Below are 12,903 nucleotides of genomic sequence, written 5' to 3' on the forward strand. Positions count from 1 at the left end.
TTTAATCTATATTTAAGGAGTTTTATATGACTGCTTTAGCAATGAATGATTTGGGTATGCAGGAACTGACCATGGCCGAACTGGATTTGGTTGCCGGAGGCTGGGATTGGGGTAAAGTAAACTGGGGACGGGCTGCTGCAATAGGCGGCGCTGGTGCTGCTGGAGGTGGTATCGCAGGTTCTGCTGGTGGTCCCATTGGTGCAGGCCTAGGAGCCGCTGGCGGTTTTGTGGCCGGCTTTGGCGGAGCAGTAATTGCTGATGCTTGGTAAAAGCTCGCTGTAATTATTTAGAATTTGGTAGTTTGGCAAAGCCAAACTACCAATAAAATTTCAATTTTATCAAAATGGGATACAACGATGAACACCAAAAGATTTTTACTGATTTCAGGAGGTATATTTTTTCTATTTATGCTCGTTACTTCTTATTTATTTGTGTATAACGAATTTTTAACCTCTCTTAAATTCTCTATCATTTCCACATTGGTTTTTGTTCCGGTAAATTTTCTCTTGAATAAGTTGTTTAATAAAAAGGCTTTCACTAAATAAAGATCATGTGTAGACTGATTGTACTTGCCACAAAATACTGCATGCCACAAAAATATTTTTAAGTTAAAGGTGGAATAGCAATGGTATATTTTGGAACCGGTATGGATAAAAAAGAAAGTGTACTCAGCCCTATTGATAAAATTATGTTTTTGATAACATTTATTGTATTGTTTCTTCTATTTTATTTCGGATCGGGATACGGCTTTTTAAATTCATTTTTTATCAGTGCGGGCTTCACGCTGATATGTTCCATAATTCGGATAATCGGGCTTAAATTAGCTAAAAAAATTAATAAAAATATCAAATAGATTTTTAATATACGGTAATTACAGGAGACCGTTTGCGCATTTTGGATTTGGTATGGAGATAAAGAAGGATAAAAGAAGCATACTCAGCCCTGTTGAAGCGATAATGTTTTCAATATTGTTGATTGCAATTTTTCTTTATTCCTGCTTTATATCAAGACATGGTTTCTTAAATTCGGTATTTTTCAGTTTGTGTTTCACTCTCATACCGCTTATATGCCGGATAACCGTGCTTAAATTAGCTAAGAAAAATTCTGAAAAATAATAAGCTGTTTTTTTTACGGTTTCTATAAACATTATCTATTGTCGGTGGCAGTCAAATGAATGAGAGGGAAACAGGCATTATGAATATAAAATTACTTATAACAGTTTTGATTATATTGTTTTTTATGCAGTTGCAGTAAATTCTTTATATTATGGGCATAGTTTGAAGAGATCACTCCTGTTGAGCCTGACTACTGCAATTTTAACTTTTACGATGATTATGATAGGAAGTGGACTGAAATAACCTGCTGCTAAAATTAAGCTGTTCCAACCAAAAAAGAAAGAAATATCATGCTGCATAAAATCTTAACCGTCTGCATGTATTTTTTCACCGTCTACTGCATTTTTATCTTTTTTGCATGGGTTTATGAAATCCTTACCGTAGGTTTCGCATGGAGGGAGGCTGCCGTTTATGCAAGGTCTTTCTTGATTTTTTCGGCACTTGCCGTTTTTTCTTACCGAGCGGTTTATCCTTATAAATAATTTTTATTGTAACGGTATTGAAAATATATAGGCGGTAAATCATGATGAAAACTTTCATAATATCCTGCTTCTATTTTTTCTTTATGTTTTTCTATTTTCATTTTGTTGTTTTCCGAAAAAAACAAACTGTGGAAAAACCGCTGGCCGCTGCTTTTACGGCCACCGTTGTTTTCGCCGCCGGTTTTTATCTGCTGAACCGTTTGTTTCCTTGATTTCCCGTATGGCGGGGCGTTTCCTGCAGGGGGCCGTCTGAAAGTTTTCAGACGGCCTCGGGCTGTTTGCGGTTTGCGCTTTCCTTTACAATGCCGGGGTTTTCCGCATTTTCCTGCAACTGTTTATGACCCTGCCCAAACCTGCTGCCACCCTGCTGCTCGCGCTGCTGCCGATCGGCTTTCCTGCCGTGATGGTGGCTGCGCCCCTGTTTGCGCTGGCATTTTATGAAAACGAAGGCATGGTATGGCAGATGCTGCAAGACGGATATATCCGGTGGCGCATCGGCTGGACCACGCTTCAGGCGGCGGTTACCTGCGTGTTGGCGCTGCTGGCGGGCGTGCCGGCGGCTTGGGTGTTGGCGCGGCTGGCGTTTCCCGGGCGGCGTTGGATTCTGCGCCTGTTGATGCTGCCGTTTGTGATGCCCACGCTGGTGGCCGGTATGGGCGTGTTGGCGCTGTTCGGCCCGCACGGCATGTTGTGGGCCGGCTGGGAAGACACGCCCTACCTGCTGCTTTACGGCAATGTATTTTTCAACCTGCCCGTGCTGGTGCGCGCGGCGTATCAGGGGTTTCTGCAGGTGCCTGCGGCGCGGCTGCACACGGCGCAGACGTTGGGTGCAAACGCATGGCAGCGTTTTTGGCATGTCGAACGCCCCGTGTTGCAGCCGTGGCTGGCGGGCGGCGTGTGTTTGGTGTTTTTATATTGTTTTTCGGGTTTCGGGCTGGCGCTGCTGCTCGGCGGCAGCCGTTATGCCACGGTGGAAGTGGAAATCTACCAGCTGATTGCGTATGAACTCGATATGGCGCAGGCTTCGGTGCTGGTGTGGCTGGTGCTGGCGGTTACCGCGCTGGCGGGCGTGCTGTATGCATGGTTCGGCCGCCGCACCGCTTCAAGCCGCACCATCCGCCCGCTGCCGCCCGGGCCGCCGCGCACGTTTGCCGCCAAAGCCCTGCTGGCGGGTTCGCTGCTGCTTTTGGCCGCCTGTTGCGCCCTGCCGCTGCTGGCCGTGTTATGGCAGGCGGCGCAGGCAGGGGATTCCTGGCGGGTGTGGCGGCAGGCCGACACACTGCATGCGCTGTGGAATACCCTGCGTTTCACTTTTGGAGCCATGCTGCCGGCGTTGCTGCTGGGTGTGCTGCATGCGGCTTTGGCGCGCCGCGCCGCGTGGGTGCGCGCGCTGACGTTTCTGCCGTTTATGGTGTCGCCCGTGTGTGTGGCGTTCGGCCTGCTGCTGCTTTATCCCGAATGGACGGCATCGCTGCCGCTTTTGGTGGCCGTTTACGCGCTGTTGGCTTATCCTTTTATTGCCAAAGACCTGCTCGCCGCCCGGGATGCGCTGCCCGCCAATTATGCCGCAGCCGCCCGCAGCTTGGGTGCCACGCCGTTTCAGACGGCCTTAACCGTTACCGTTCCGCTGTTGCTGCCTGCGTTGAGGCGCGGGCTGACTTTGGCTGCCGCCACCTGCGTGGGCGAATTTGCCGCCACACTGTTTTTGTCGCGCCCCGAATGGCAGACGCTCACCACCCTGATTTACCGCTATCTCGGCACGGCGGGCGCAGAAAACCACGATCGTGCGATGGTGCTCACGGCGGTGCTGATGCTGCTGGCTTTACTGGTGTTTTTATTGCTGGACGCCGCTGATAAAGATAAGAAGAACAGGCCGTCTGAAAACCATACGCGGTAAGTTAACCTGAAAGGCAGAGGCCGTCTGAAAACTGTTCCAGACGGCCTCGGATTGTTTCCGGCGCTGTTTCACGCAGCCGGCAGGGCGTTATTGAATCCGCGCCCTTTCGCCGCGCACGGCGGCGGCAACGTCCATGCCGAAAAGGGCGTTGATGTCGGTTTCGTCGAACACATATTCGGCATTGCAGAAATCGCAGTCGATTTTCACACTGCCTTGTTCTTCAAGCACCGAGCCGACTTCTTCACCGCCCAGCATCAGCAGCATATCGCTGACCTTGCCGCGCGAGCAGGTGCAGGCGAATTCGATGGGTTCGGCATCAAACACGCGCGGAGGGGTTTCGTGGAACAGCCGGTAGAGCAGGTGGTGTGCGTCAAGCTGCACCAGTTCTTCCGCGTTCACGGTTTGCGCAAGCGTGGCAACGTGTTCCCACGCCTCGGGGGCGGGAGCCGGTTCGGGCAGACGCTGCACCAGCAGGCCGCCGCACGCTTCGTCGGAAGCGGCCAGCGTAATGTGAGTGTCGAGCTGCTCCGAACGTTTCATATAGTTCACCAGCATTTGCGCGATGCTTTCGCCCTCAAGCGGCACCACGCCCTGCCACGGTTCGCCGTCTTGCGGTTGCAGGGTAATCGCAAAAATGCCGTTGTCGCCCAGCAGGCTGCGCAGGTTTTCACTGTCGCCGATAGCGGCCTGCGTGTCCCAGCGGGCGGTGGCGCGGCAGGTGCCGGCGGAAGTGGCTTCCGCCACCAGCATTTTCAAACGGCCTTGCCCCTGCACCTGCACAATCAGCGTGCCCTCGGTTTTCAGGTTGCTCGAAAGCAGCGCACCGGCGGCGAGCAGCTCGCCCAATGCGCGGCGGATAGCTGCGGGGTAGTGTTTCTGGCCGGCGATGTGGCGCCACACCTCTTCCAGGCGCACGTGCTGACCGCGCACGGGCATATCGTCGAAAATAAAACGGGTGCGGCAATCGGTGGAAACGGGGCCGGAAGTAGTCATTTCAAGGTGTTCCTGCATGGTTTTTCAGACGGCCTCAATATGGTTACAGGCCGTCTGAAATCAAGGGGCGGCGTTTTAAAATGCTTTTTAGCTCTAGGGTCTGTCGACATTTAACCGGCGAAGCGGTTTTTTGAGGCAAAATCCGCATCTGCGCTGCCTCGTATCAAAAGTTAACTGGCTTCACTATTATGCTAAAATAGCGGCCTTTAAAAATAACCGCCCGCAATCAAACGGTTGCGGAAATTGAAAGGAAAATTATGGCAGGCCACAGCAAATGGGCGAATATCCAACACCGTAAAAGCCGTCAGGACGCCAAACGCGGCAAAATCTTCACACGCTTGATCAAAGAAATCACCGTTGCCGCCAGAATGGGCGGCGGCGATCCCGCATCCAACCCGCGCCTGCGCCTGGCGGTGGACAAAGCCACCGGCAACAATATGCCCAAAGACAACATCCAGCGCGCCATCGACAAAGGCACCGGCAATCTGGAAGGCGTGGAATACGTAGAACTGCGCTATGAAGGCTACGGCATCGGCGGCGCCGCGCTGATGGTGGACTGCCTCACCGACAACAAAACCCGCACCGTGGCCGATGTGCGCCACGCCTTCAACAAAAACGGCGGCAACCTCGGCACCGACGGCTGCGTGGCGTTCAACTTCGTGCATCAGGGCTACCTGCTGTTCGCGCCGGGCGTGAGCGAAGACGCGCTGATGGAAGCCGCGCTCGAAGCCGGCGCGGAAGACGTGGTTGCCAACGACGACGGCTCCATCGAAGTGATTACCGCCCCCAACGACTGGGCGGGCGTGAAAGCCGCGCTCGAAGCCGCAGGCTTTCAGTCGGAAGACGGCGACGTAACCATGCGCGCGCAAAACGAAACCGAATTGAGCGGCGAAGATGCCGAAAAAATGCAGAAACTCATCGACGCGCTAGAAGATTTGGACGACGTGCAAAACGTTTACACATCAGCCGTGCTGAATTTCGAATAAGCAGTCCAACGGTAAAAGCTTAAAGGCCGTCTGAAAACATTTTCAGGCGGCCTGAAGTATTTTTAAACCGGCTTCAAAAGCCTCGGGCTGTTAAGGGCGGTATTTACCGGTTAGACCCCGCCACCATATCGATCAGAAACAGGCGGCAGTCGAGATTGCCGTTAAACAGCGGGATTTTGCGTTTGGGCGAGAGACGCATCAGCTTGGGCATTTCGCGGTCGGCGGTGAACATGCCGGCGCGCCAGCCCGCGTAGTGCTGTTTGAGCCATGTGCCCAGCTGCGGGTAAAGCGCGTGCAGCGCCTGCACTTCGGCCAGCCGCACGCCGTAGGGCGGGTTGGAAACCATGATGCCGTGCTCGCCGTTGGGGCGGGCGGACTGCGCATCCTGCACGCGCCAATCAATCAGGTTGCCGACACCGGCGGCTTCGGCATTGGCTTCGGCGGTGCGTATCATGAAACGGTTGTTGTCGCTGCCCGCTATCGGGGCGGGCGTTTGCGGCAGAATCTGCCGTTCGGCTTCGCTGCGCAGATTTTGCCACAGGGCCGCATCGAAGTTTTTGAGTTTTTCAAAGCCGAAACGGCGCATCAGGCCGGGGGCGCGGCGGGCGGCTATCCGGGCGGCTTCGATGGCGAGGGTGCCGCTGCCGCAAAACGGGTCTTGAAACGGCTGCGTGCCGTCGTAGCCCGCCAGCAGCAGCAGGCCGGCGGCGAGGTTTTCGCGCAGCGGGGCTTCGCCCGTGTCTTGGCGGTAGCCGCGTTTGAACAGGGCTTCGCCGCTGGTGTCGAGAAAAATCTGCACGGTTTGTCCGCCGATAAAGGCGTGTACGCGCACGTCGGGGTTGGTTTTGCCCACGCTGGGGCGTGCGCCGAGCGCGTCGCGGAAGGCGTCGCACAGGGCGTCTTTGATTTTCAGGGCGGTGAAATCGAGGCTTTTTACCCGCGCGCGTTTGCCTTCCACTTTCACTTTGAAGGTTTGTTCCAGCCCGAACCATCCGGCCCAGCGGATATTGCGGGCGAGGGCGTAGATGTCGGCTTCGCTGCGGTAGCTGCCTTTGGTCAGTTGCAGCAGCACGCGGCCGGCGGTGCGCGAATGCAGATTGATGCGGTAAACCTGTTCCAGCGTGCCTTTGCAGGCCACACCGCCGTCGGTGGGTTCGGTGTCGGCGCAGCCGAGTGCGGAGAGTTCCTGCTGCAAAACGCTTTCGAGGCCGCGCGGGCAGGTGGCGAAGAGGGAGTAGCGGGTCATGGGGGCTTTCGGGGTGGTGGGATTCAGGCTGAGACCTTTGCAAAACCCCCATCTGCGGCGCATTTCTGCGTTGTGTGCTGGCCCGCTCGCTTGCCTAACTTCATGTTATGTCTGCGCTCGCTGCGCTGCTACGCCTTGAACTGCATCCGCATCTGGGGGTTTTGCAAAGGTCTCAGGCCGTCTGAATCGTTAAACATCAGATAATGCGGTTGATTATAACTGTGCAGAGGGCTTTGCGGCAGAATATTTCAGACGGCCTGCCCGGCTGATTTTATAATATGCTTTTTCCATTTCAAGGGTTGTCATGAACGCCACCGAAATCATCCACATCATCGGCACCGCCGCTTTCGCCCTTTCCGGCTATCTGGTCGGCGTGCGCAAGCGGCTGGATATGCTGGGCGTGATGATTGCGGCCATGCTCACCGCCATCGGCGGCGGCATGATGCGCGATGCCATTGTCGGCCGCATACCGCTGGTGTTCACCCAAAACACCGCATGGGTGGTTATCGGCATCACGTTGCTGCTTGCTTGGGGGTTCAAGCTGCAAAACACCCGCAAACGCGAGCTGGCGGCGGTGTTTTTGTGGGCCGACTCGTTGGGTTTGGCGGCGTTCACCATCACCGGCGCGCAGGCAGGCTTGGCGCTGGACGTGAATATTTTCGGCGTGGTGATGCTCGGCTTTATCACGGCGGTGGGCGGCGGCATTGTGCGCGATATGCTGGTGAACGATATTCCCATGATTTTGCGCAAGGATTTTTACGGCACCGTGTCGGTGATTATCGGCCTTGCGCTCTACGGGTTGGACAAACTGGGCTGGGTAAACCCGTTCACATTGAACCTGCTGCTGTTCGGCGGTTATGTGCTCAGGCTGTGGGCGTACCGCGTGGCCTGGAGGCTGCCGAAATTTTGATTAAGGCCGTCTGAAACGGTGGCTTTCAGACGGCCTTATCTTTTATACTTCGCCATCCGTTTGCCAACCATATACTGTTTATACTGTTTCAGACGGCCTGAACAGCCTGCAAAGGTTTCAAGCCGTCTGAAAACCTTATCTAACCGAAAGATTGCCATGTCAGACATCTTAAACAAAATCCTCGCCACCAAAGCCGGGGAAGTGGCCGCCGCCAAAGCCGCGCTGCCGTTAAACGAACTCAAACCGCAGGCTTTGGCTGCCGAGCCTGCGCGCGGATTTACGGAAGCCGTCCGCGCCAAACACGCCGCCGGCCTGCCGGCCCTGATTGCCGAAGTGAAAAAGGCCAGCCCGTCCAAAGGCTTGATCCGCCCCGATTTTCACCCTGCCGACATCGCACAGGCATATGAGCGCGCCGGAGCGGCCTGTTTGTCGGTGCTCACCGACGAGCAGTATTTCCAAGGTTCGCCCGAATACCTCAAGCAAGCCAAAGCCGCCGTAAACCTGCCCGTGCTGCGCAAAGACTTTATCATCGACGACTATCAGGTTTATCAGGCCCGCGCCTGGGGTGCCGATGCCGTGCTGCTGATTGCCGCCGCACTCGAAGCGCATGAGCTGGAACAGTTCGAGCACACCGCGCACGAATTGGGCATGGCGGTGCTGCTGGAGCTGCACGACCCCGCCGAGCTGGAAAAGTGCCGCAACCTCACCACACCGCTGTGGGGCGTGAACAACCGCAACCTGCGCACGTTTGACGTATCGTTGCAGCAAACGCTCGACCTGCTGCCCGCGCTTGCAGGCAAAACCGTGGTTGCCGAAAGCGGCATCCGCAGCAAAGAAGACATAACCTTTATGCAAAACCACGGCGTACACACCTTCTTAATCGGCGAAACCTTTATGCGCGCCGGCGATATCGAAGCGGCGGTGAAAGCGTTGTTTTAAACGGCAGGCCGTCTGAAAGCCTTTTTAACGTCCGTATTATCCGAGCCTGTTCCGGGTGTTTGCCTGTTTTTACCAAAAAACCGCTTTTAATTTAAAGCGGCGCCCACCATTTAGAGGCCGTTAAAACAACCGCATAACACAAGGAAAACACCATGAATGTTCCCGTTTCTTACGCCGCTTCCTATCCGCACACCTGCAACAAAGCCCTTTATGTGGCGATGGCGCTGCTGTTCGGAACGTTTGGCGTACACAAGTTCTGCGCCGGCCGCGTGTGGATGGGGATACTGTATTTTCTGCTCAGCTGGACATTTATCCCTACCGTTATCGGCATTATCGAAGGCATTTTCGCCGCCTTCAAACCCACCGACTCGCTGGGTGCCATCGTGGTGTAAAACAAACCGTGGCGAACCGGAATATGTGAAAGGCCGTCTGAAAAGATTCAGACGGCCTTTCACATCGGCTTTACGTTTATACGATAAAACCGCCGTTCCGTATAATGATGTGCACAAACACCGGATGTGCGGTTATAGTGCCGTATTGCGCTTCACCGGTTTTTTTGAAATATAAACCAGTTTCAACATGCAGGATATGAAAGTGCCGTTCTGCGTGCTGCCTATCCGGAAGGGTTATCCCTGCCCGATACATTCGGATTCTGCTGCCGGAAGGCGGGATTTCGACAGAAAAGGAAAATTTCATGAAAAAAATCACCACAGCTTTAGCTGCCGCCGGCCTGATCGCGGCCTTATCGGGCTGCCAGGCCCTCACTTCCGTGCTTCTCGCCGGTAAAACCGATCCGGCTTCTGCCGCCGTCGCCGACCCCGTGCAGGAAGTGGGTGCGGTAACCGAAGTGTCCGGCGACGGCCAGAAAATCACCGCCGCCGTGGTGAAATACGCGGCCGACATCAGCAACAGCTCGCTGCAGGCCGACGATTTCGCCGTGGCAGACCGCAAAGTTACCAGGGTGTATGCCAACGATGCCCCCGTTACCTCGGGGCAGCCCAAAAACGGCCGCTATGTGGTGGTGGAGCTTTCCAAAAACGATGAAGACGCCGTAGCCTTCGGTGTGGAAGGGCGCGACATCATCCGCCGCAAACCCGAACTGAAAGTTACCCAAACCGGCGACATTTCCGACACCGGGGGCAATACCATCGTTCCCACCGGCAACGAATGGCGGAGCAAAACGGCCGTCAATTTAGTGGTGGACGATTTCAAACAAGCCTCGTTTGCCGACCCGCAAACCGGCGTAACCGTTAACTACAACCTGTTTGTGCCGAAAAACTACAACCCGAAGAAAGCCTACCCGCTGGTGCTGTTTATGCACGATGCGGGCATAAGCGGCAGCGATGTGAAAGCAACCCTGCAACAAGGTTTGGGCGCAGTGGTTTGGGCTTCGCCCGAATCGCAGGCCAAAAACGAAGCATTCGTGCTGGCACCGCAGTTCAACCGTAAAGCCGTGAACGGGAAATACGAAGCTGCCGACGGTGCGGATGCCGTTATCAACCTCATCAAGCACCTGCAAACCCAATACAATATCGACCCCGCGCGCCGTTATGCCACCGGCCAGTCGGACGGCGCTATGGCGGAATTGGCGATGAACATCAAATACCCTGATTTCTTTGCCGCTTCCTACATCGTGGCCGCGCAGTGGGATGCCGCCAAAGCAGCGCCGCTTGCGAAAAGCAAAATGTGGATTGTGGTTGCCGAAGGCGATGAAAAAGCCTATGCGGGCATGAACGCCGTTACCGCAGCCCTCGAAAAGCGCGGTGCCAAAGTGGCGCGTAAAACGTGGAGCGGCCTCTCCGCGCCGGCCGAGTTTGATGCCGAAGTGCGGGCCATGCGCAGCCAAAACGCCGGCATCAACTACACCGTTTTGCAGAAAGGCACGGTGGTGCCCTCCGGCAAAACCGACAATAGCAGCGCCAACCACACCAACACCTGGCGCATCGCCTACACCATCGAAGGCATTCGCGACTGGCTGTTCGAGCAGCGCAGGCCCTGACCGGAGCGGTTCAAATATTTTGCAGGCCGTCTGAAAACATTTCTTTCAGACGGCCTGCGTATTTTTCAAGCCCTGAAAATGCCTGAATACCGTTATGGCCCCAAGTTTGAACCGGGTGTCTTTATTTTAGGGTTTGGAATGCAGAAACCGAAGCGGCGCAGCGGGCAGCTGCAAGTGTCTGGCGGAGTTTGTTTGAAATTGAACGGTTTGGAAACGAAAGGTGTTAAAGAAAATCTATGCAGTTAATAGCAAAAAACCGTTAGGTTTACAAAATAATACGTTAACCGTTAATAAGTGTTATTCAAATTGCAATAGTGTAAAACTTGTTGTTTGGTTTATTTGTTATGATGATAATTTCGTTCGTTTAAATTTAAATATAAGTTTGAATATCATCACACAGTAATAAAACAGGATTCCGATATGGCTGAAAACAACGACAAAACCCATAAAACCGACAATATGCCGTCTGAAAACCACACAGAGCCGCAGGGCGGTTCTTCCGACACTCCGCACAACGAAGCGGATCACGCCCAAACCGACAATGCCTTCAAGCAGGAACCGGTATTGTTTTTGGAAAACCTGGACGACGCCGCCCAAACAGAACCCGGACAAACGGCAGAAGACGATGCGGAAGCGCAAGGCGCCGTAACCGAAAACGGCGCTGAAGAACTTGGTGGGAAAAAAGCAAAAAAGAAGGCCAAAAAAGAAGCCAAGCGCAAAGAAAAAGAAGCGGCAGGGTTAACGCCCATCGCCGAATCGGTGGTTCAGATCGGCACCGCCAAAGGCGTGGAAACCATGTTCCGCAACGCCTTCCGCACCGAGATGGAGCTGCTGGCACTGGCCGCCACCAAAGCCAACATCATGATTTCGCTCAACGGCTTCATCGTGTCGGCGCTGATGATTTCGGGCGCGTTTATTTTTTCGAGCTCGCCCGATTTCCTGGTGCCCGCCGGTATCTTCATGACCACCGCCGCCGCCTCCATCGTGTTCGCCCTGCTGTCGGCTTCGCCCGAGCGCATGGGCAGGATCCGCTCTGCCATCGAATGGTTCAAAGACGTATTCAAACGCAAAGCTTCGCTGAAAGATTTCAAAGCCAGGGTGCTGAGCCCCGAGGCGCGTTTTATCGACAAAACGCCCAACATTCTGATTTATGAAGACCGCGTTAAGGTTTCGCGCGAACGCTACTGGGAAATGATGCAGGACATCATGGCCGACCGCGAACAGGTATACAAAAAAATGAGCGAAGAGCTCTATTGGCTGGGTTTGCTGGCCAACAAGCAGTTCAAATACCTGAATATGTCGTATGCCGCGTTCCGCTGGGGGCTGATAGCCTCGGTGGTGGCCTTTATCGCCGTTAAAACCCTGCCCGCCGTCGTGCCTGCGATGCAGGCTGAAAAGAATGCCGCCGAGTTGCGCAAAGTGGGCATTCATTCGTTTAAGGGGCTGTATGAGCCTTCCGCCGTACAGCAGCTGCCCGACGGCCGCCTGCTGGTGGTTGAAGACGAACACAAACGCGCCGCCAGCATCGTTTCGTTCAAGCCCGACGGCACGCTCGAAGAAAACGAAGCGGCCGATACCCGCATCGTGCGCGGGTTCAAACGCAAACTCAGCGATTTGGAAGGCCTCACCCTCGATAAAGAAGGCTATGTTTACGCCATCACCTCGCATTCGCGCAACCGCGAAGGCGTGCGCCGCCCCGACCGCGAGCACTTTTTGCGCTTTAAAATCCGCGGTAACGACGTGGTGGAGCTCAGCTCGTTCGACGGTTTGGTGGATGTTCTGGAAAATTCCGAGCAGGTTGAACAGCTTATCCGCAACAAAACCGGCACCATGCTTGATCTGAAAACCCTGAATATCGAAGGCTTGGCCTACGATCCGGTTGAAGACCGCATATTGCTGGGCTTCCGCGATCCCGAGTTCAACAACCGACCCATGGTGCTGTATATCGACAACTACAAAGAAATGTTTACCGAGGGTGCACAACCCAATTTCTCAGATATAGCGTTTTTGGATCTCAAAGGCGGCGGCATCCGTTCGATTAACTATGATCCCGTGCTGAAATCGTTTGTCATCACCAACGAAGTGAAAGACGAAAACCGCAAGAAGTTTCCGCAGTTCTGGGTGTGGAGCGGCAAGCCCAACGAAGAGCCCAAACCGGTTGATTTGCCCAACTTCAAACTCATGAGCAACGTGGAAGCCGTGGATTCGGTGAAAATCAACGGCCAAAACCGCCTGATCTTCATGAGCGACGACGGCGATGCAACCAAAGGCATAGGCGGTAAATATATGATTGTCGAATACGACAAATTCTAACCGTTATCCGTTAGGAAACAACA

10 protein-coding genes and 1 pseudogene are annotated in these 12,903 nt (G+C 54.2%); 9 read left to right on the forward strand and 2 right to left on the reverse strand.

The window, feature by feature from the left end; all coding sequences use genetic code 11:
• The first annotated feature begins 26 nt into the window (after positions 1-26).
• Together Q3970_RS05285 and Q3970_RS05290 are read left to right on the forward strand one after the other, a co-directional pair.
• Positions 27-269, forward strand: coding sequence for a hypothetical protein (locus Q3970_RS05285; RefSeq protein ID WP_303099557.1), 243 nt, complete (start codon positions 27-29; stop codon positions 267-269).
• 1,665 nt (positions 270-1,934) lie between these two features.
• Positions 1,935-3,494: an iron ABC transporter permease gene (locus Q3970_RS05290; RefSeq protein ID WP_303099558.1), complete on the forward strand. Its 1,560-nt coding sequence runs from the start codon at positions 1,935-1,937 to the stop codon at positions 3,492-3,494.
• A gap of 87 nt (positions 3,495-3,581) precedes the next feature.
• On the opposite strand, the gene hslO is transcribed toward Q3970_RS05290, so the two are convergent.
• A complete protein-coding gene (gene hslO / locus Q3970_RS05295) occupies positions 3,582-4,487 on the reverse strand; it encodes an Hsp33 family molecular chaperone HslO (RefSeq protein WP_303099559.1) in 906 nt (301 codons plus the stop codon).
• Positions 4,488-4,744: 257 nt separating this feature from the next.
• On the opposite strand from hslO, the gene Q3970_RS05300 reads away from it, so the two are divergent.
• Positions 4,745-5,473: a YebC/PmpR family DNA-binding transcriptional regulator gene (locus tag Q3970_RS05300; protein ID WP_303099560.1), complete on the forward strand. Its 729-nt coding sequence runs from the start codon at positions 4,745-4,747 to the stop codon at positions 5,471-5,473.
• Positions 5,474-5,576: 103 nt separating this feature from the next.
• Here Q3970_RS05300 and Q3970_RS05305 read toward each other — a convergent pair whose 3' ends face one another.
• A complete protein-coding gene (locus tag Q3970_RS05305; protein WP_303099561.1) occupies positions 5,577-6,719 on the reverse strand; it encodes a class I SAM-dependent RNA methyltransferase in 1,143 nt (380 codons plus the stop codon).
• Positions 6,720-6,756: 37 nt separating this feature from the next.
• Between Q3970_RS05305 and Q3970_RS05310 the strand changes: the two are divergent.
• The 6 genes and pseudogenes from Q3970_RS05310 (at position 6,757) to Q3970_RS05335 (ending at position 12,880) form a co-directional block, all read left to right on the forward strand.
• A pseudogene (locus Q3970_RS05310) lies at positions 6,757-6,904 on the forward strand (lipoprotein signal peptidase).
• 119 nt (positions 6,905-7,023) lie between these two features.
• The gene (locus Q3970_RS05315; RefSeq protein WP_303099562.1) at positions 7,024-7,629 is read left to right on the forward strand and encodes a trimeric intracellular cation channel family protein; all 606 of its coding nucleotides are present in this window, start codon (positions 7,024-7,026) and stop codon (positions 7,627-7,629) included.
• Between the two features lie 156 nt (positions 7,630-7,785).
• A complete protein-coding gene (trpC, locus tag Q3970_RS05320) occupies positions 7,786-8,568 on the forward strand; it encodes an indole-3-glycerol phosphate synthase TrpC (RefSeq protein WP_303099563.1) in 783 nt (260 codons plus the stop codon).
• 152 nt (positions 8,569-8,720) lie between these two features.
• Positions 8,721-8,960: a TM2 domain-containing protein gene (locus tag Q3970_RS05325; protein WP_085367034.1), complete on the forward strand. Its 240-nt coding sequence runs from the start codon at positions 8,721-8,723 to the stop codon at positions 8,958-8,960.
• Positions 8,961-9,262: 302 nt separating this feature from the next.
• A complete protein-coding gene (locus tag Q3970_RS05330) occupies positions 9,263-10,567 on the forward strand; it encodes a PHB depolymerase family esterase (protein ID WP_303099564.1) in 1,305 nt (434 codons plus the stop codon).
• 420 nt (positions 10,568-10,987) lie between these two features.
• On the forward strand, positions 10,988-12,880 hold the full coding sequence (locus Q3970_RS05335) for a Pycsar system effector family protein (RefSeq protein WP_303099565.1): 1,893 nt from the start codon (positions 10,988-10,990) through the stop codon (positions 12,878-12,880).
• The last annotated feature ends 23 nt before the right edge of the window (positions 12,881-12,903 follow it).

It is taken from the genome of Neisseria sp. (genome assembly GCF_030530745.1).
GTDB lineage: Bacteria > Pseudomonadota > Gammaproteobacteria > Burkholderiales > Neisseriaceae > Neisseria.

Coding starts and splice junctions, on each gene's coding strand:
- Q3970_RS05285 (WP_303099557.1), top strand. CDS start 27: ATGACTGCTTTAGCAATGAATGATTTGGGTATGCAGGAACTGACCATG.
- Q3970_RS05290 (WP_303099558.1), top strand. CDS start 1,935: ATGACCCTGCCCAAACCTGCTGCCACCCTGCTGCTCGCGCTGCTGCCG.
- hslO (WP_303099559.1), bottom strand. CDS start 4,487: ATGACTACTTCCGGCCCCGTTTCCACCGATTGCCGCACCCGTTTTATT.
- Q3970_RS05300 (WP_303099560.1), top strand. CDS start 4,745: ATGGCAGGCCACAGCAAATGGGCGAATATCCAACACCGTAAAAGCCGT.
- Q3970_RS05305 (WP_303099561.1), bottom strand. CDS start 6,719: ATGACCCGCTACTCCCTCTTCGCCACCTGCCCGCGCGGCCTCGAAAGC.
- Q3970_RS05315 (WP_303099562.1), top strand. CDS start 7,024: ATGAACGCCACCGAAATCATCCACATCATCGGCACCGCCGCTTTCGCC.
- trpC (WP_303099563.1), top strand. CDS start 7,786: ATGTCAGACATCTTAAACAAAATCCTCGCCACCAAAGCCGGGGAAGTG.
- Q3970_RS05325 (WP_085367034.1), top strand. CDS start 8,721: ATGAATGTTCCCGTTTCTTACGCCGCTTCCTATCCGCACACCTGCAAC.
- Q3970_RS05330 (WP_303099564.1), top strand. CDS start 9,263: ATGAAAAAAATCACCACAGCTTTAGCTGCCGCCGGCCTGATCGCGGCC.
- Q3970_RS05335 (WP_303099565.1), top strand. CDS start 10,988: ATGGCTGAAAACAACGACAAAACCCATAAAACCGACAATATGCCGTCT.